Source organism: Streptomyces sp. SID12501 (assembly GCF_010550245.1).
In the GTDB taxonomy this organism is placed as follows: domain Bacteria; phylum Actinomycetota; class Actinomycetes; order Streptomycetales; family Streptomycetaceae; genus Streptomyces.
In genome coordinates, this window is the sequence record NZ_JAAGLU010000004.1 from 222142 (window position 1) to 240714 (window position 18573).

General features: G+C 69.9%; 19 protein-coding genes. 3 read left to right on the top strand and 16 right to left on the bottom strand.

Annotated elements, in window-relative coordinates; all coding sequences use genetic code 11:
* Nucleotides 1–10 precede the first annotated feature (10 nt).
* From G3I71_RS06140 to G3I71_RS06160, 5 genes are read right to left on the bottom strand one after another with little or no spacing between them, the layout of a single operon-like run.
* Complete coding sequence (locus G3I71_RS06140) at nt 11–430, bottom strand: cobalamin B12-binding domain-containing protein (protein WP_164312878.1); 420 nt, start codon at nt 428–430, stop codon at nt 11–13.
* Entirely contained in the window at nt 430–2007 is a 1578-nt protein-coding gene (locus tag G3I71_RS06145) for a methylmalonyl-CoA mutase family protein (RefSeq protein WP_164312879.1), read from the bottom strand. The genes G3I71_RS06140 and G3I71_RS06145 overlap by 1 nt, the downstream gene beginning before the upstream one ends.
* Nucleotides 2004–3431 (bottom strand): FadD3 family acyl-CoA ligase, encoded by a 1428-nt coding sequence (locus G3I71_RS06150; RefSeq protein ID WP_164312880.1) that lies wholly within the window; start codon nt 3429–3431, stop codon nt 2004–2006. The genes G3I71_RS06145 and G3I71_RS06150 overlap by 4 nt, the downstream gene beginning before the upstream one ends.
* The gene (locus G3I71_RS06155) at nt 3428–4606 is read right to left on the bottom strand and encodes an amidohydrolase family protein (RefSeq protein WP_164312881.1); all 1179 of its coding nucleotides are present in this window, start codon (nt 4604–4606) and stop codon (nt 3428–3430) included. The genes G3I71_RS06150 and G3I71_RS06155 overlap by 4 nt, the downstream gene beginning before the upstream one ends.
* 36 nt (nt 4607–4642) lie before the next feature.
* On the bottom strand, nt 4643–6196 hold the full coding sequence (locus G3I71_RS06160; protein ID WP_164312882.1) for an AMP-binding protein: 1554 nt from the start codon (nt 6194–6196) through the stop codon (nt 4643–4645).
* Nucleotides 6197–6261: 65 nt separating this feature from the next.
* Here G3I71_RS06160 and G3I71_RS06165 point away from each other — a divergent pair, with 65 nt between their 5' ends.
* From G3I71_RS06165 to G3I71_RS06175, 3 genes are read left to right on the top strand one after another with little or no spacing between them, the layout of a single operon-like run.
* On the top strand, nt 6262–7257 hold the full coding sequence (locus G3I71_RS06165) for a ferredoxin--NADP reductase (RefSeq protein ID WP_164312883.1): 996 nt from the start codon (nt 6262–6264) through the stop codon (nt 7255–7257).
* Between the two features lie 57 nt (nt 7258–7314).
* Entirely contained in the window at nt 7315–8037 is a 723-nt protein-coding gene (locus G3I71_RS06170) for an enoyl-CoA hydratase/isomerase family protein (protein ID WP_164312884.1), read from the top strand.
* A complete protein-coding gene (locus G3I71_RS06175) occupies nt 8030–8923 on the top strand; it encodes an alpha/beta hydrolase fold domain-containing protein (protein ID WP_343242865.1) in 894 nt (297 codons plus the stop codon). Before G3I71_RS06170 ends, G3I71_RS06175 begins: the two co-directional genes overlap by 8 nt.
* On the opposite strand, the gene G3I71_RS06180 is transcribed toward G3I71_RS06175, so the two are convergent.
* From G3I71_RS06180 to G3I71_RS06230, 11 genes are all read right to left on the bottom strand, one after another.
* The gene (locus G3I71_RS06180; RefSeq protein WP_343242866.1) at nt 8877–9446 is read right to left on the bottom strand and encodes a TetR/AcrR family transcriptional regulator; all 570 of its coding nucleotides are present in this window, start codon (nt 9444–9446) and stop codon (nt 8877–8879) included. The two genes, G3I71_RS06175 and G3I71_RS06180, sit on opposite strands and share 47 nt — an antisense overlap.
* Nucleotides 9447–9636: 190 nt before the next feature.
* A complete protein-coding gene (locus tag G3I71_RS06185; RefSeq protein ID WP_164312885.1) occupies nt 9637–9948 on the bottom strand; it encodes a DUF1330 domain-containing protein in 312 nt (103 codons plus the stop codon).
* Between the two features lie 35 nt (nt 9949–9983).
* Nucleotides 9984–10172 (bottom strand): ferredoxin, encoded by a 189-nt coding sequence (locus tag G3I71_RS06190; RefSeq protein WP_164312886.1) that lies wholly within the window; start codon nt 10170–10172, stop codon nt 9984–9986.
* The gene (locus G3I71_RS06195) at nt 10169–11455 is read right to left on the bottom strand and encodes a cytochrome P450 (RefSeq protein WP_164312887.1); all 1287 of its coding nucleotides are present in this window, start codon (nt 11453–11455) and stop codon (nt 10169–10171) included. The genes G3I71_RS06190 and G3I71_RS06195 overlap by 4 nt, the downstream gene beginning before the upstream one ends.
* Before the next feature lie 85 nt (nt 11456–11540).
* Nucleotides 11541–12353, bottom strand: a complete 813-nt coding sequence (locus G3I71_RS06200) for an NAD(P)-dependent oxidoreductase (protein ID WP_239148945.1) — start codon at nt 12351–12353, stop codon at nt 11541–11543.
* 41 nt (nt 12354–12394) lie between these two features.
* On the bottom strand, nt 12395–12952 hold the full coding sequence (locus G3I71_RS06205) for a DoxX family protein (protein WP_164312889.1): 558 nt from the start codon (nt 12950–12952) through the stop codon (nt 12395–12397).
* On the bottom strand, nt 12949–13869 hold the full coding sequence (locus G3I71_RS06210) for an alpha/beta fold hydrolase (protein ID WP_164312890.1): 921 nt from the start codon (nt 13867–13869) through the stop codon (nt 12949–12951). Before G3I71_RS06210 ends, G3I71_RS06205 begins: the two co-directional genes overlap by 4 nt.
* Complete coding sequence (locus tag G3I71_RS06215; protein WP_164312891.1) at nt 13866–15539, bottom strand: OB-fold domain-containing protein; 1674 nt, start codon at nt 15537–15539, stop codon at nt 13866–13868. Before G3I71_RS06215 ends, G3I71_RS06210 begins: the two co-directional genes overlap by 4 nt.
* The gene (locus G3I71_RS06220; protein ID WP_164312892.1) at nt 15536–16900 is read right to left on the bottom strand and encodes a cytochrome P450; all 1365 of its coding nucleotides are present in this window, start codon (nt 16898–16900) and stop codon (nt 15536–15538) included. The genes G3I71_RS06215 and G3I71_RS06220 overlap by 4 nt, the downstream gene beginning before the upstream one ends.
* A gap of 18 nt (nt 16901–16918) precedes the next feature.
* Nucleotides 16919–17110 (bottom strand): ferredoxin, encoded by a 192-nt coding sequence (locus G3I71_RS06225; protein WP_164312893.1) that lies wholly within the window; start codon nt 17108–17110, stop codon nt 16919–16921.
* 80 nt (nt 17111–17190) lie between these two features.
* Nucleotides 17191–18561, bottom strand: a complete 1371-nt coding sequence (locus G3I71_RS06230; RefSeq protein WP_164312894.1) for an ABC transporter substrate-binding protein — start codon at nt 18559–18561, stop codon at nt 17191–17193.
* Nucleotides 18562–18573 lie beyond the last annotated feature (12 nt).

The following is an 18573-nucleotide window of genomic DNA, read 5'->3' on the forward strand; positions in this document are numbered from 1 at the left end:
CGAGCAAGTCCTAGGAGCCCGTGGCCGCGCTCCCCGCGCCACCCGTCAGCGCCCGCATCTCCGCGACGAGCACGTCGAGCGGCGTACCGGTCGGGAAGACCGCCGCCGCGCCCGCCGCCCGCATCCGGGGTACGTCGGCCGGTGGGATGGTGCCGCCCACGACGACGGCGATGTCGTCGGCCCCGGCGGCCCGCAGCGCCTCGACCACCTTCGTGGTCAGGGCGAGATGCGCGCCGGAGAGGATGCTGAGCCCGACCACGGCCACGTCCTCCTGGACAGCGGTCGCCACGATGGTGTCGACGCGCTGGCGGATGCCGGTGAACACGACCTCGAACCCGGCGTCACGCAGCGTCCGCGCGACGATCTTGGCTCCGCGGTCGTGGCCGTCCAGGCCGGGCTTGGCGACCAGGATCCGGGTGGCGGCGCCCATCAGAACACCACCGGCTGCTGGAACTCGCCCCAGACCGCCTTCAGCGCGGCGACCATCTCCCCCACCGTGCAGTAGGCGTTGGCACAGTCGATCAGTACGGGCATCAGGTTCTCCGTCCCGTCCGCCGCGCGCGCCAGCCGGAACAGCTGCTCCCGTACAAGGGCGGCGTCTCGCGTGGCCTTCACGTCGGCGAGGCGTTTCAGCTGCCGGTCGCGGCCCTCCGCGTCCAGTTCGTACGTCGACAGGTCCGGCGGCGGCTCGTCCGAGACGAACCGGTTGACGCCTACGACCGGACGGGTGCCCGCCTCGACGTCCAGGTGCAGTTGGTAGGCCTCGTCGGCGATGAGCCCTTGCAGATAGCCGTCCTCGATGGCCCGGACCATGCCCCCGTACCGCTCCAGGTCGTCCATGATCTCGACGATCCGTGCCTCGGTCGCGTCGGTGAGCGCCTCGACGAAGTACGAGCCGCCGAGCGGGTCCGCGACCCGGGTCACGCCGGTCTCGTGGGCGAGTATCTGCTGGGTGCGCAGGGCCAGGGTCGCCGACTCCTCGCTGGGCAGCGCGAAGGGTTCGTCCCAGGCGGCCGTGAACATCGACTGGACGCCGCCGAGTACGGAGGCCAGCGCCTCGTACGCCACCCGGACGGTGTTGTTCTGCGCCTGGGGCGCGTAGAGGGAGGCCCCGCCGGCCACGCAGCCGAAGCGGAACATCGACGCCTTGTCGGTCGTGGCGCCGTACCGCTCCCGGACGATGGTGGCCCAACGCCTGCGTCCCGCACGGTACTTGGCGATCTCCTCGAAGAAATCGCCGTGGGTGTAGAAGAAGAAGGAGATCTGCGGGGCGAACTGGTCGACCGTCATCCGGCCGCGCTCCAGCACCGTGTCGACGTACGTCACCCCGTCGGCGAGCGTGAACGCCATCTCCTGAACGGCGTTGGCACCCGCGTCTCGGAAGTGCGAGCCGGCCACCGAGATCGCGTTGAACCGGGGTACCTCGGCGGCGCAGAACTCGATGGTGTCCGCGATCAGCCGCAGGGACGGCTGGGCGGGCCAGATCCAAGTCCCCCTGGACGCGTACTCCTTGAGGATGTCGTTCTGGATCGTGCCGGTGAGTTTCGCGCGCGGCACACCCTTGCGTTCGGCGGCGGCGACGTAGAAGGCGAGGAGGATCGCCGCGGTGCCGTTGATGGTGAAGCTGGTGCTGATCCTGTCGAGGGGGATGTCCCCGAAGAGGATCTCGGCGTCGGCGAGGGTGTCGAGGGCTACGCCGACACGGCCGACCTCCTCTGTCACTTCGGGGTCGTCGGAGTCGTAGCCGCACTGCGTGGGCAGGTCCAGGGCGACCGACAGGCCCGTACCGCCCTGTTCGAGGAGATAGCGGTAGCGGCGGTTGGACTCCTCGGGCGTGCCGAAACCGGAGTACTGGCGCAGCGTCCACAGCCGTCCCCGGTAGCCGGTCGCGTAGTTGCCGCGTGTGAAGGGGTAGTTGCCTGGCTCGGGCGGGTCGGCGCCCCGGTCGGCGGGTCCGTAGACCGCCTGGAGCGGGATGCCTGAAGCGGTCTCGTCCGGTCGTGTCATCTCAGCTGGTCCTTCATCACCTTGCCGGTGGCGTTCAACGGCAGTTCTTCGAGGAACTCCACGAACCGGGGAGCCTTGAACCCGGCCATCCGCTTTCGGCTCCAGGCGATCAGTTCGTCCGCCGAGACGGGTTCGCCACGGACGACGAACGCCTTGGCGACCTGCCCGAGCCGCTCGTCCGGCACACCGATCACGGCGGCCTGCGCGACGGCCGGGTGTTCGAGGAGGAAGCTCTCGATCTCCGCCGGGTAGGCGTTGAAGCCGCCCACGATGAACATGTCCTTCTTGCGGCCGACGATCCTCAGGTGTCCCCGGTCGTCGAGGGTGCCGAGATCTCCGGTGTGCAGCCAGCCGTCCGCGTCGATCGCCTCGGCGGTGGCCGCAGGATCGTCGAGGTAGCCGCGCATGACGCTGTAGCCGCGGATCAGGACCTCCCCGTCGTCCGCGACGCTCACCTCGACGCCCTCGCAGGGGGTGCCCACCGTGGTCGCGATGTCCTCGAAGGAGTCCCCGGGTCGGGAGGCCGTGGCCGTGCCCGCCTCGGTCAGGCCGTACCCGGTCATGATGTGCCGGAAGGGCAGGTCGCTGACGATCCGGCGGATGAGCTCGACGGGGATGTCGGCGGAGCCTGTCACCGCCACCCGCAGGGAGGACAGGTCGCGCCGGTCCCCGGCCGCCAGGAGCGAGTGGTAGAGCGTGGGCGGGCCGGGCAGAACCGTCACCTTCTCGCGCTCCACCAGATCGAGTACGCGGTCCACGTCGAAGACGGGTACGGGCAGGATGGTCGCGCCCCGGATCAGGGAGGCGATACAGCCGGCCTTGTAGCCGAAGATGTGGAAGAACGGGTTGACGATCAGATAGCGGTCGCCCTCGCGCAAGGTCGCCAGGTCGCACCACTCGCCGTACAGGCGGAGCGTCTGGGCGTGGGTCATCAGGACGCCCTTGGGCCGCCCGGTGGTCCCGGACGTGAACGTGATGTCGCTGACGTCGTCACCGCTCACCGCCCGCTCGAACGGCGAACCGCTCGTCAGGAAGCCCGACTTGAGGTCGATCACCGGCACACCCGGCGGGCCCTCGAAGTCCAGGCCGAGGAAGCCCGCCTCGACCAGGACGAGTTTGGCCCCGCTGCGGCGGACGATGTCGTGGGCCTCGTCCGCCTTGAACCGGGTGTTGACCGGGACGAGCACCCCGCCGGCGGTGAGCAGCCCGAAGGCCGCGACGATCCACTCGGCGGAGTTGGGCGCCCAGATCGCGACCCGGTCGCCCCTCCCGATCCCGGCAGCGGCGAAGGCGCCCGCGGCCGTGCGCACCCGGTCGGCCAACTCGGTGAAGGTGAGGCGGAGTTGGCCGTCGACGACCGCTTCGGCGTCACCGAAGCGGTCGGCCGCGCTCAGCACCATCCGCGGGATGGTCTCCCACTTCATCCCGGGATCAGCCTGGAGAGGTTGCCGCCCATGATCTTGGCCTGGTCGGTGACGCTCAGGTGCTGGATGGCGTCGACGTAGCTCTGCGGCTGGGCCAGGCCCTCGGGGTGCGGGTAGTCCGAGCCGAACAGCACCCGGTCCACGCCCATCAGGTCGATGAGGTCGCCGAGGTCGTCCTCGTAGAACGGGCTGACGTGGATGCTGTCCTTGACGGCCTGGACCGGGTCGCCCAGGAACTCGTTCGGCATCTTCTTGTAGACGTCCCGGAGTTGGTCGAGCAGCGGCGCCACCCAGGAGGAGCCGTTCTCGATCAGCGCGATCTTCAGCCCCGGGACCCGGAACAGGGCGCCGTGGCAGACCCAGGCGGCCACCGCGTCCTGGATCGGCCGCCACTCGGACACCGTTCGGAAGGCGTTGGGCTTGAACGGGAGCATCTCGTTGGTCCCGCCCTCCCAGTCGCTGGTGTACCGGGCGTAGCCGCTGTCCGAGGAGTGCATCGCGACCAGCACGCCGGTCTCGACGGCGCGCTTCCAGAACGGGTCGAACTCGGGCGCCGCGAAGGAACGCGAGCCGCCGTAGCCGGGCACCGGGGCGGGGCGCACCAGGATCGCCCTGGCGCCGCGCTCGACCGCCCAGTTCAGCTCCGCGATGGCCTTGTCGACGATGGGCAGGGTGATGACGGGGGTGGTGAGGATGCGGTCCTTGTGGTTGAAGCCCCACGTCTCGTGCAGCCACTCGTTGAGCGAGTGGATCACCGCGTGGATCAGTTCGGGATCGTCCCGCATCCGCTCCTCGATGAGGCTGGCGAGCGTCGGGAACATCAGGGTCTTCTGCACTCCGAGCTCGTCCAGAAGCTCCAGCCGGGCCCCCGGTTCACGGAAGGCGGGGATGGAGCGCATCGGCTCGCCGAAGATCTCCCGGCGGCTCTTCCCGTCCGGGTTGCCGAACTTGAAGTAGTCCTCCATCGCCCCGGGGCGGGCGACCACCTCGAAGGTGGGGTTGGGGATGTACTCGCTGATCTGCCCCCGGATCGCGATCTTCGTACGGCCGTTCACCTGCACGTACTGGATCGCGCCCGCGTATTGCTTGGGGAGGTGCCTGGTCAGCGCCTCTTCGGTCTCGTACAGGTGGTTGTCCGCGTCGAAAAGCGGATACGGCAGCTCGCGCGACGGCATTGAGATCCTCCTTCGCAGATTGCGAGAATCTTATTCTCACTTCTTGCGGCTCGCAATGTCCTTGCGGAGAACGAACTTCTGAACCTTGCCGCTCGCGGTGCGCGGGAACTCGTCGACTACGTGCAGTTCCTCCGGCCACTTCTGCCGGGCGAGGCCCTCCCGGTCGAGATGGGCGCGCATCTTGTCGAGCGTGGGCGCGGGGTGACCGGGCCTCAGCCGCAGGACGGCCGCCGCGTGTTCGCCGAGCCGCTCGTCGGGTACGGCCACCACCGCGGCCTCCGCGACACCCGGCAGGGCGAGCAGCACCTCCTCGACCTCCAGCGCGCCGATGTTCTCGCCGCCCCGGATGATGATGTCGGCCTTGCGGTCGGTGATCGTGAGATACCCGTCGCCGTCGACGACCCCGATGTCACCGGTGCGGTACCAGCCGTCGGCGTCGAAGGCCCGTCCGGTCAGCGCGGGGTCGGTGTAGCCGAGGCAGAGGTCCGGTCCCCGGCTGAGGATCTCGCCGTCCTCGGCGCGCCTGACCTCGACGCCGGGCAGGCGGTCGCCGTCGGTGTAGAGCCGCTTGCCCTCGGGCGCGGTGTGGCGGGAACCGGTGATCGAGGGGTGCTCCGTGCTGCCGTACGAGCGGAAGACGGTGATGCCGAGGCGGGCCAGCCTGTCGGTGACGGCGGCCGGTACCGCCGAGCCGCCGAGGCCCGCGTACTTCATGCCGGCGAGGTGGGCGGGCGTGAAGTCCGGATGGTCGAGGAGGCTCGTCATGTAGTACGCGGCGCCGCCGCCGACCGTCAGCCCGTCGCTCTTCATCAGGCCGAGGGCCGTGCCGGGGTCCCAGACGTCCGCGAGGTTCACCGGGGTGCCGTCCAGGACGGGGATGAGGAAGGCGTTGACCATGCCGATGAAGTGGCCGACGGGTGCCGAGGTGAGCTGGCGGCCCCGGTCGGGCGGGTAGAGCCCGGCCAGTTGCCGGGTCTCGAAGCCGAGGGTCTGGTGGCTGTGCACAACTCCCTTGGGATCACGGGTCGTTCCGGAGGTGAACGCGATGAGGGCTGGGCCCGCCGGGTCCGCCGGGAGGACCCCGGGCAGGGGTTCGTCGGCGAGCAGGTCATCGAAGTCCCGCCCGACGACGCCGACCACGGGCACGTCCGCGCTCAGGTCGGGCTGGTGTTCCAGGTGGCCGAAGCGGGCGGCGGTGACGAAGACGTTCGGCCGGACGGCGTCCAGGATGTACCCGACCTCCTTGCGCCCGTAGAAGTGGACGACCGGCACGACGACCGCACCGAGGAACGCCGACGCCCAGAAGACCGCCGCCGCCTCCATCCAGTTGGGCAGCTGGAACGCGACAACGTCGCCGGGACCCACCCCGCGCGCCCTGAGCCCGGCCGCCAGTCGGCGTGCGACCCGCTCGACGTCGGCGAAGGTTCCCGTCCACGGCCGCACCGCCGAGTGCACGCGGAACTCGGTGCCGGGGGCGGCGGTCAGGCCGTGCGCCAGCAGGTCACCGAGCGTGTCTCGGGTCCACCAGCCCTCCGCCTCATAGCGCTTGGCGAGCTCGGCGGGGACTGTGCGCGTGGGGATCGTTCGCATTGCGGGAACACCCTCCCTTGTAACGAGAATTGCACTCTCGCAGAGAGAGAAGGTAAATTCCATACATGGTACGAGACCACGGTTTCCACCCGGTCCGGATCAAGCGGATCGTCCAGGAGACAGCCGACACGCGCACGTACGTACTCGACGCTCCCTTCCCCTATCGCGCCGGACAGTTCCTGACGGTGCGAGCGTGCGGCACCCTGCGCAGCTACTCGATGTCGAGCTCCCCGGACACCGACAGCGAGTTGACGACCACGGTGAAGCGCGTCCCGGGCGGTCTGGTGTCGAACTGGATGCACGACCACCTCGCACCCGGCGACCTCATCGAGACCACGTCCCCGGCAGGCGTGTTCTGTCTGCGCGAGGGGACGACGCCGCTGGTCGCGCTCTGCGGAGGCAGCGGGGTCACACCCGTCCTGTCCCTCGCGAAGACCGCGCTGGCCACCACCGGACGGCGGGTACGGGTACTGGCCGCCAACCGGGACGCGGACTCGGTCATCTTCGGCGACACGCTGGCCGAGCTGGTGAAACAGCACCCTGACCACTTCGAGGTCCGTCACCATCTCGACGACCGGCAGGGTCTCGTGACCGGGGCCGAGGTAAGGGAGTTCGTGGGCGCCGACCTGGGCGCGGACTTCTACCTCTGCGGGCCCGCGCCCTTCATGGCGCTCGCCGAGAACACGCTTCTCTCGGACGGTGTCCGGTCCGGGCAGATCGTCGTTGAGCGCTTCTCGGTGCCGGGTCCGACGGTCGAGGAGTCCATCAGCACGCTGTTGCCCGGTGGCGGCACGGTCACCATCGCTCTCGCCGGAAAGCGCCGCACCGTCGACCAGCATCCCCGCGAGTCACTGCTGGAGAGCGCCCGCCGGGCCGGTCTCATGCCGCCCTTCTCCTGCGAGATGGGCAACTGCGGCACCTGTATCGCCCGACTCACCGAGGGCGAGGCCAAGATGCGCGTCAACCACGCCCTCGACGACGAAGAGGTCGCCGAGGGCTGGGTGCTGACGTGCCAGGGCGAACCGGTGACCCCGCACGTCACGGTCGAGTACGAGAGCTGAGCCCGAGAACCGAGTCCGGGAACCGAAGTCCGCGCCCCACCGACCGAAGAGGCACACATGGTTGATCTCGAACTCGAACTGGACGAGGGCCTGGCGGTCATCACCATCAACCGCCCGCACGCCCGCAACGCCATCGCGCCGGCCACCATGGACGAGCTGGACCAGGCCCTCGACGCGGCGGCGGACGCCCGGGCCCTGGTCATCACGGGCGCCGGCGACAGGGCGTTCGTGTCGGGCGGCGACCTCAAGGAACTCGCCGCGATCCGCACCGAGGACGAGGCGCTGGCGATGGCCCTGCGGATGCGCGGCGTCTGCGACCGGCTGGCCGCCTTCCCCGGCCCGGTGATCGCCGCCCTCAACGGGCACGCGTTCGGCGGGGGCGCCGAGGTCGCGGTGGCCGCCGACATCCGGATCGCGGCCGACGACATCAGGATCGGCTTCAACCAGAAGGCCCTGGCGATCATGCCCGCGTGGGGCGGCGCCGAACGCCTGGCCGCACTGGTCGGCAGGGGCCGGGCACTCCTGCTCGCCGGCACCGCGCAGATACTCGACGCGCCGGAGGCCGAACGCCTCGGCCTGGTGGACCGGGTGCTGCCCCGGGCCGCCTTCGAGGAGGGCTGGCGCACGCTGGCCCGACAGCTCGCCACCCGCCCCGCACAGGAGATCAAGCGGGTGGTGTCGGGGAACCTGACGGCGGACGAGGCGGCCCGCGCCTTCGCCCGACTGTGGGTCTCCGACGAGCACTGGCAGGCAGCGGAAAGGGTGATGTCCCGTGGATGACACACGAGTTGAGACCGCAGACGGAATCGTCGGCGAACACCGCGGCCTCGCACAGGCCTGGTCCGACGACTCCCCCACACCGACTGAACACCGCGCCACACAGACCGACTTGACGGACGTGCGCATCGAGGCGGGTGACGCGGCGGTCGACGCGGGTCAAGTAGGGTCCGTACGCGTCGAGTCGAGCCCGATCGGGCCGGTCGTGACCCCGCCGGACCCCACCGATCTCGTGATCCTCCACCTGCACGGCGACCGGCACATCTCCGGCACCCCGGAGTCGGCGCTCGATCTGGCCGAGCGGCTCGCGCTGCGCACCGGAGCGGTGGTCGTCTGCCCGCGCTACCGCTCCTCGTTCCCGGGCGCCCTCGACGACGTGCACGCCGTGTACGACTCCTGCCGGGCCCGGGGTCCGGTGGCGCTGGCCGGGGAGCGGCTCGGCGCCGGGCTCGCGGCCTCGCTGCTGGTGCGGCTGCGGGACATGGGGGCGGCGGCGCCGCAGTGCGCGGTGTTCGGCTCGGCGCTGCTCGATCTGACCCTGGACGCGCCGAGCCTGCTGTTCAACGCGGCGGCCGAGCCCACCTTCGACCTCGACGAACTCCGGCTGCGAACCGCCCTCTACGCGGCCGGCACCGAACCGTCAAACCCGTTGCTCAGCCCCCTGCACGCCAACCTGCACGGACTGCCGCCGGTCCAGTTGCTGGTCGCGGGCACCGATCCGCTGCTGGACGACTCGCTGGGATTCGCCGCCCGCGCGGCCCGTTCCGGGGTCGCCGTGGATCTGCGGGTGTGGGAGGACGCCGAGCGGTTGCGGACCGGGACGGTGGCGGCCATGGCCGGGTTCATCCGGGCGTGGACCCGATCAGAAGGGTCATCACGTCCCGCATGATCTCCGGGTAGTCGGACTGCTCGTCGTCCATCAGCCACTGCAACTGCATCCCGTCGAGCATCGCGACCAGGGCACTCGCAGCCGCGCGCGGGGTGAGCCCGCTGGGCAGGCGGTCGCCGTATATCTCGGTCAGCTGGGCGACGGTGTTGTCCTGGATCGAGCGGTAGTGGTCGTGGAAGAACGCGTGGGAGGGATCACCGCCGATGATCCCCTCCGCCACCAGCACGCTGTGGATCTGGACGAGCCCGGCGTTCTGATGGTCGTAGGCGACGACTTCGGCGACCAGGCTCGGCAGGTCCTTGTCCAGGTGACCGGCGGCCAGATGCTCCCGAGCCAGGTCCTCCCGGCGCTGGAGCAGCGCGTGCAACAGGAGCTTCTTGCTGGGGAAGTAGTGCAGGACGCCCTGCCGGGTCAGCCCCGCCCGCTCGGCGACCGCGTCCATCGAGGCCCGTCTGTAGCCGCGCTCGGCGAACACTTCCAGGGCGGCACCCAGGATTTCCTCACGCCGGGCCGTCGTCTCCACGCGTCACCTTCTCCGCCGCCGGCACACCGATGTGCCGGTACGGTCACCACACCACACAAGTGCCTCCCGCGGCCACTGCCACAGGCCGGCCATTTCCGGGGCGGGGTACGCACGACACGACACGCCAACGCCCTCCTGACAGACGGGCGTTGGCGTGTCGTGAAGGAACGGCCGCGGTGACGGGCCGGGGTCAGCCGTTCCCGGCGGGCGGCTCGAACCCGGCGACGATCACCATGTTGGTGTCGGCCGCCGCGTGCCGCAGAGGCTTGGCCTTCTCGTACTCGGCGGACTCGTACCAGGCACGGGCCGCCTCCACCGACTCGAACTCGAGGACGATGGTCCGGTCACCGTGCCATTCGCCCTCCAGTTGCTGCGGCCCGTCGTCGACGGCGAGGATCGACGCGCCGCTCGCGACCAGCGTCGCCCCGGCGGCGCGGGCGTAGACCTCCAGGCCCACCGGGTCCTTGATGGCCTCGGTGACGATGACGTATCCCTTGGGCATCTGCCTGTCCTCTCGGTTCACTGTGCGGGCCGGGCTCAGCTCAGCACGATGGCCCGCTCGGGGCAACTGCCGACAGCGGTGCGCACCGCGTTCTCGTGCTCGGCGGGAATTTCCGGCACCAGCACCTCGGCGTACCCGTCGTCGGTGAGGTCGAAGACCTCGGGGCACAGGGTCCAGCACACGCCGTGCCCCCGGCAGCGGTCCTCGTCCACTGCGACCTTCATCGGGCGCGCCCCTCTGCGGGCGTGAACTCCAGGCCCAGGTGGGTCAGTCCGCGCAGGATGTACGTCGGCAGATACCGGTACCGGCGGGCGTCGGCGGGGCCGTGCACCGCCTCGGAGATCCTGATGTCGGCCGTACGGTCGAGGATGCGCTCGATGGCCACGCGGCCCTCGGCCCGGGCCAGGGGCGCGCCGGGGCAGGTGTGGACGCCGCGGCCGAACGCCAAGTGGTGGCGGGCGTTGGCCCGCGTGGCGTCGAAGGTCTGCGGGTCCTCGAAGTGGCGCGGGTCGCGATTCGCTGCGCCGTTCAGGACCATGAGCGTGGTGCCGGCCGGGATGTCGACCCCACCCACCGTGGCCGGTACGCGGGAGAGCCGGAAGTCGCCCTTGATGGGGCTCTCCATCCGCAGCACCTCTTCGATGAAGTTCGGGATGCGGTCACGCTCGGCCCGCAACAGGGCCTGGATCTCGGGCTGTTCGGCGATGATCTGGAGCGCGTTGCCCAGCAGCCGGACGGTGGTCTCCTGGCCGGCCGCGAAGAGGTTGGTGGCGACGCGGGCGACGTCGGCGACGTCGGGGGTCGAGCCGTCGGGGAAGGTGGCGATGGCGAGGCCGGTGATCACGTCGTCGCCGGGTTCGCGGCGACGGTCCTCGACATACTCCGCGAACCGTTCGTACAGGTACTCCAGGGGCGTGTGCGTCATCTCGCCCTTGGTGCTGCCGACGCCCGCGTCGGAGTGCGGCCGGTTGAGTTTCTCGGCGAACTCGTCCCGGTCTGCCTCGGGTATGCCGAGCAGGTCGGTGATGACCCGCAGGGTGAAGGGGGCGGCGAAGGCGCCGATGAAGTCGCCCTCGCCCGCGGCCAGATACTCGTCCAGCTGGGCATCGGCGAGATGCCACATGGACGCCTCGTTCTCCTTGAGGCGCCTCGGCGTGATGAGCCGCATCAGCAGCCCGCGATGGGCCGTGTGCAGGGGCGGGTCGAACGTCGGCAGCTGGTCGCTCATGGGGAGTTCGTCCCGGTGGCGCTCGATCAGCTCGCTGACGTCGTCGCCCTCCAGCGGGACCGGGAACCCCGGGAAGGGCCCGGTCACCGACACGCACGAGGAGAACGTCTCGGCGTCACTGAAGACCTGCACGGCCTCGTCGTAGCCCGTCACCATCATCACGTCGTGATGGTTCTCGCGCTGTACGGGGCACTGGCCGCGCAGGGCCTCGAAGTACGGATACGGGTCCGCGACGGCCCCCTCGTCCCGGAAGAAGTCGATCGCCTCGAAGTCGTTCACGGCCTGTACCGCTCCCTTCGTCGCCCTGACGGCAGACGATAGCAACGCTCACAAATAATGAGAAGACCATTTCCATCCAGGGGAATCATCCTGGGACCCGCCTGGTGGAGATCAGCGGTCGGTCGATCCGCGCCATGACGGCGAGGGCGTCGTCGGCCGTTCGCATCACGGTCGAGCCCGCCGGAGTGCCGACTCCTTCGGCGAGGTCTGCCAGCAGTCGGGCGTCCTTGCGCAGCAGCGGTCCGCCGTGAACGGCGATCCGGTCGAGGGTGCCGCCGGCCGCGGCGACCCGGCCGAGCGCGAAGCTCGCCCCGCTGCCGTGCGCGAGGACGTCGGCGAGGCCGGCGGGGTCCACGTCGAGGGTGCGCCCGAGGGCGAGTACGTCGGCGGAGGTCGCCAGATTCGCCGTGAACAGGGCGTTGTTGAGCAGCTTGGCGACCTGCCCAGAGCCCAGCGGGCCCATGTGGACGACCGGATCGCCGTACGTCTCGAACACCCGCCGGCAGAACGCGACGGTCCCGGACTCGCCGCCGACCATCACCAGCAGCCGCCCCTCGGCCGCCGCCGCGCCGCCCCCGCTGACCGGCGCGTCGACCAGGGCGACTCCGCGCAACCGGGCCCGGTCGGCGAGCCGACGGCAGGTGTCGGGGTGGACGGTGCTGTGCACGGCGATCACCCCGCCCTGCCGGAGCCCGGCGAGCACACCCTCGTCACCGACGACGACCTCCTCGACGTCGGCGTCGTCACCGACACAGACGCACACCAGGTCACTGGCGGCGGCCAACTCGGCGGCGGAGACGGCACGTTGAGCAGGCGTGCCGGCGAACGGGGTCAGCGAGGCGGGTCTTCTCGCCCACAACGTCGTCGGGAAACCGGCGTCGACGATACGCCGTGCCATGGGCCCGCCCTGACTCCCGAGCCCGATGAACCCCACACGCATCAGCCGGTCTCCTGCCCTGCCACTCCGGTGACGGTCGGCTCCTCCGTCTTCACGGCCCGTTCGGGACGCTCGGGCCGCCAGAACGTCGCCAGCAGCCCCGCCGTCGCCACCACGGCGACCCCGAGCGCGATGCCGCCCCCGGCCCAGCCGGTGACCTCGATGTCGGCAGCGTGGTCCACGGACACCTTGCCGGGCCCCAGTACCCCGAGCGCCAGGGAGATCGCGGCCAGCATCAGGACGTACTCGTAGCCGTCCTTGAACACGAAGAACCCGTTGGGCCGGTGGGCGAGGAGCCCCGCGACCAGCATCACCGAGACCACTGCCGCGCAGGCCAGCGGGGTGAACAGACCGAGGACCAGCAGCGCGCCCGCGCCCACCTCGGTGATCACGCTCATCCACGCCTGCAGCGTCCCGTGCCGCAGCCCGAGCCCGCCGAACCAACGGGCCGTGCCCTCGATCTTTCCGCCGCCCCGCCAGTGGTTGAGCCCGTGCGCGATCATGATGACGCCCAGGACCACTCTGACGACCAGCACCGCGACCGCTTCCGCGTTCGTCAACTTGCTCTCCCCTGCTGCCGTTGGGCGACTTCCGCCGCCTCTGTCGCTGCCGCTTCTGCTACCTCGCGTGCGAGCACGCACTCCTCAACGAACGAGAGCACCTTGAGGTGATAGGCCAAAGACGTCAACCCAATGCTCAAGTTGTGTCCGCCGCCCGCCTGTTCGTCGACGGCGACCCGGGGCGACGCGGTGAACAGGGAGGCGATGTCGGCGAGCGCCGAGGGCCCCGAGCTCCACACCCGCTCGTGTTCGCCGAGCGTGTAGTGGACGGGGACGCGGATCAGGGGGGCGAGCTGGGGAAACGTGTCGATCCAGCTCCGGGCCACGACACCCTCGTACGCGGGCGAGCGCGAGGAGATACGGGCACCGCCGACCACGTCGTCGGCGTACAGACGCGACGGTTGCCACAGCAGGTCGTGCACCCTGCTGTTCGGCGGCCGGTGCCGCCAGTCGCCGAGGATTCCGGCCGCGTCGTCGTGGTGGCGGCGTCCGGTGCCGGCGAGTTCCAGGCCGAGCAGTTCCGGGCCGCGCCGCTCGTCGGCCGCCATACGGACCCCGAGTTCGCTGCCGATGGAGTGCGCCCACACGAAGACGCCGGCCCCGCGCGGGCGGGCCGCGAGGAGTCGCTCCACAGCCCCGTAGGTGACGTCGACACGACGCTCGGGGGACGTGAACTCGTCGGCGTACGGGGCCGAACTGCCGTATCCCGGACGGTCGATGGCGATGACGGTGAAGCCGAGGGCCTCGCCGGTGCGCAGCAGGGACAGCCGGGGCCGGTCCGGGTAGTCGAAGTAGCCGGAGAAGGCGGCCCCGCCGTGCAGCGCGAGGACGACGGCGCGTGGTTGCCGTGCCTCGCGCAGCAGGGCCGATACGGGGATGCCGTCCACGTCGACGACGACGCGAGAGGCACCGGTCATGTGTCGGCCCGGAAGAGGATCGCACCGCTGGGGGTGAGTCCTCCGGTGCTGACCACGGCGACCCGGGCGTCCGGCACCTGGCGCGCGTCGGCCTCCCCGCGCAGTTGGGTGATCGCCTCGTGGATCAGCCCCAGACCGTGGGTGCGGCCGTGGGAGAGCTGCCCGCCGTGGGTGTTCAGGGGCAGCAGTCCGTCGCGGGCGATGTTCTTGCCGCCGTCCAGGAAGTCCTTGGCCTCACCGATCCCGCAGAAGCCCAACGCCTCTATCCAGGAAAGGCAGTTGAAGGTGAAGCCGTCATAGAGCTGCGCGATGTCGACGTCCGTCGGCCGCAGCGAGGTGCGGGTCCACAGATGGGCGGACTGGCCGAGCACCTGGGGTTCGTGGGTGAGGGTGCTCTGGTCCCACTCGATGCGTTCGAGGATCTGGGTGCCGACCGCCTCGACGAGGACGGGCGGTCTGGCCAGGTCCCGGGCCGCGTCCACGGCGGACACGATCACGGCGACCGATCCGTCGCAGGGCACGTCGCAGTCGTAGAGCCCGAAGGGGGTGGTGACCGTCCTGGCCTGGAGGTAGTCGTCCATGGTCAGCGGATCGCGGTAGATCGCGGTGGGGTTGAGCGCGGCGTTCGCCCGCTGGTTGAGGGCGATCCAGCCGAGGGTCTCGCGGGTGGTGCCGTAGCGGTGGAAGTGGCGTTGCGCGTTCATGGCGAGGGTGTGCGAGGCCGAGATCGCGCCGAAGGGCTTCATCCAGCCCGCCGCCGCGGGGCCGCCGGGCGGGGTGATCCGGCCGCGTTTGACCAGTTCGCCGTACGACGACTCCCACACCGTACGGAAGCACAGCACATGCCGGGCCAGGCCACCCGCGACCGCGAGCATCGCCGCGATCAGTGAGCCGCCGGGGCCGAAGGTCTCGCTGCCGCCGTTGTACCAGGTGGGCCGGACGCCCAGCGCGGCCTCCAGCGCCATGACTCCGCCCTCGGCGAAGCCTCCGTACGCCCCGGCGCCCGGGTAGGCCGCCAGACCGTCGATGTCGGCGATGGTCAACCCGGCGTCGGCGATGGCCTGTTCGCAGGCTTTCACCGTCAGCGACAGGGGCGGTACGAGGAGGCGCCGCCCGATCTCCGAGGCGCCGACGCCGGTGATCGCGACCTTGTCCTCGAACTTCTCCGGGGTGACCATCGGGCGTACGCGGGACGGGAATCGGGACGGTTCGATGGCGTCCGTGGGGAAGGGGGCCGGGGATCCCTGGTCGGCCGCCGGGCGGAACAGGGGGAGCCACGCGTCCCCGGCCCGCTCGAAGACGACCTCCATGCGCATGCCCAACTTCAGCTGGTCGGGCTCGCACTGGACGGTGTTGGTGGTGAGGCGGACCCGGGGGTCCTCCTCGATGGCGACCTGGGCGACGACGAACGGGGTCGGCAACCCGGGGGCGGGAAAACGGTGGTTGACGGTGAAGCCGATCAGGGTCGCGAAGCCGGAGACGGCCCGCACGCCGGTCTCGTGCCCGTGGCAGTAGCGGCACACCGGCTGCGGCGGATGGATGAGGGCCGCGCAGGACCCGCACTCCGTCAGCCGCAGCCGGCCGTCCGCGCCGGAGGTCCAGAAGAAGGCGTTCTCCTCTGTGATCTCCGGCGCGGCCCGCCCCGACGTGTCGGGTGTCTCGTCGGTCATTCGGCGATCTGCGCCTTCGCCCTGCGAACCGTCACCGGCTCGGCGATCCGCTGCTCGTCGCAGACCCGCTGCAGCTTCTCCAGGGTCTCGTCGAGCCCGGCGCCGAGCCGGGGGCCCGGGGTGAAGGTCGCCGGGAGATGGCGCATGCCCTGGATGATGCCGATGGTCTCGTAGTGCACAGTGCCCTCCGGGTCGCACCGGTAGTCGGGCATACGGTCGAACACCTGGGTGACCATGCGCTTGAAGACCGTACGGGCGACGTTGGATCCGATGCAGCGGTGGATGCCGAGGCCGAAGCTGCTGTGCCGGTTGGCCGGGCGTTCCAGGTGGATGGTGTCGGGGTCGGGGAAGACGGAGGGGTCGCGGTTGGCCATCGCCCAGGACAGCCAGAGCCGTTCTCCCTCCTTGAACCGTGTTCCGGCGATCTCGCAGTCGGCGGAGAACGTGCGTCCGTCGCCCGGCGCGGGCGCGAAGAACCGCAGGAACTCCTCCGTGGCAGAGTCCAGCAGGGTGTCCCGGTCGCGGCTGAGGCGGTCCCGCTCAGCGGGATTCTCCCCGAGCCACTCCAGCGCGTGCGCGGTGAGCGCGGTCGTGGTGTCGAAGCCACCGCCGATCAACAGGGCGAGTACGCCCAGGAGTTCGCTGTCCGGCGGGTTTTCGCCGTTGATGTCCGCGTGGATCAGTGCGTCCACCAGTCCGGGCCTGGGGTTGGCGCGGATCTCCGCGATGGCCCTGGCCAGACCGACGGCCATGTTGCGGCCCATCTCGGCGACCCGCTGCATGTCGGGCGAGTCCGGCGGTGTGTAGACGGAGGCATGCGCCGGCTCGTTGTAGACGGTCCAGTCCTTGAGCGGGATACCCATCATCGCCAGGGTGAGAACGGCCGGGACGACGTTGGCCAGGTCGTCGACGAAGTCGATCCGGCCGGACTCGATCCTCTCGTCGATGGCGGCCCGGACCACCTCGTCGATGACCGGGATCCAGCGGCTGATGGCGGCCGGGGAGAGGTAGGGGTTGAGCGACTGGCGGTAGTGGCGCTGCTCGGGCGGGTCCATCTCCAGGAACCCGCCCTGTACCTGTCCCCGTTCCTTGGACGGTGGCGGGATGGTGATGCCCTGGTATCCGCGCCGCTCCCCCTTCACGTCGTGGTCGTTGGAGATGAACTCGGCCGCCCGGGCCAGTTCGAAGACCTCGCGGTTGCCGCTGGCGACCCAGTGGCCGCCGTGCGTCTCGGTCCAGGCGATCGGGCACCTGGACTGCAACTCGTGGGTGGTCTCGGTGAACTGGTGCCGGTACTCGGGGGTGTGCCGGTCGAAATGGATCGTGTGCTTCTTGCGGTCGGCGTCGTCGTCCGTGGTCATCGTGTTGTTGTTCTCCCCTCAGGAAACGAAGATCGCGCGTTCCGGGCAGGACCTGACCGCCTCGATGACCTGGTCCTGCTGGTCGTCCGGAACCTCCTCGTTGATCGCCGACGAGTGACCGTCGATCTCGCTGAGCTCGAACACCTTCGGAGCTCTCATGGCGCAGAGCGTGTGGCCCTGACAGCGCTCCGGGTCGACCCGTACCTTCACGACCTGATTCCTTCCTGCCGCAACTTCGGTCGTCCTGCCGCTACTTGGGGCTGTCTGCCGCCCCTTGGGGCTTTCTGCCGCTACTTCAGGTCAGCCATCGACTTGCCGACGTCGGCGAGCGTCATCGGCTTGCCGTAGGAACCCTTGTACTTGTACGCCGGAATGTCGCAACGGTAGGAGCCCTGATCCGGCTTGAAATCGGCGACGGTCCAGCCCTTGTCGGTCGCCTGCACCACGTTGAAGCACTTGGGCGGGTTGGTGACCTTCGTCAGGTCCATCGGGGCCTGGAGACCACCTGCGGTCCACTCCGTCTGCTTCATCGCGTTCTCGTACACGCACTTGCGGGTCAGGTCGTCGCACTCGCCGGCCGCGGTGGCGAACAGCAGCCAGGCCGTGAAGGAGCGCAGTGCGGGCAGGGTGACCTGGGCGTCGGGCGCGTACTTGGCGAACAGGTCCTGGACCTCCTTGGTCGCAGGGTTGTCGGCGGCCTGCTCCAGGGGGGCGACACCGCTGAGGTCTGCGTAGTTGTTCTGCTTGGCAAGGGAGCTTTTGGCCAACTGGAGGAAGGCGGGGCCGTAGGCGTTGTTGTTGGTGTCGATCCAGTCGAGCTGGTAGCCGGTGTTGGTCAGCGCCTGTTCCAGTTTGGCGAGCTCGTTGAAGGAACCGTTGAAGATGAGGCCTTTGATCTTCTTGCTCTTGATGGTCTGCGCGTAGGGCGTCCAGTCGGAGACCCCGGCCGCCGGGTAGACGTCCGCGTAGGCCACCTTGCCGCCGATCGCGGGAATCAGTTCCTTGACCTGCTCGGCGATGACCTTGGTGATCGGAACGTCGCCGGAGATGACGCCGACGTGCTGGGCGGAGTCCGGGTGGGCCTCCTTGATCAGCCACGTGTAGTAGCCGGTGTAGGGGGCGTAGCCGACTCCGGCGCCCTGGGCGAGCACCTGGAGGTCCGCGCCGAGGGCGTTCAGCGGGCCGGACTGCGCGGGGAAGTCGGGCAGCAGACAGCTCAGCCGTGCCTTGACGCCGAGCCCGTCGAAGGCGGCCCCGCCGCCGACGAGGGCGAAATCGTCCCGGCAGGCCTCGATCATCCGCTGCTGGACCTCCATGAGCTTGGAGTCGCGGGTGACGGGGACGATCTTGCGTCCGTTGATGCCGCCGGCGGCGTTGCACCACGAGGTGAACACCTTGGCCGCGTCGACGAACTCCGGGTTCTTGGTGAAGCCGATGTCGCTGAACACACCGACCTTGATCTCGCTGTCGGTGACTCCCTGTTCGGTGACGGCCTTGGGACTGCCGGAGTGGCAGACGTTCTTGAGTGTGCCGAAGTCCGCGTTCGCGGCGGCACCGGACGCGGATGTGGACGGCTCGTCGGCACTGGACGTGTTCGTGGAGCGATCGGAACACCCGGCCAGGGCCAGGACGAGCGCGGTCGCGATGAGCAGTCGTCTCATCGGTCCTCCCGG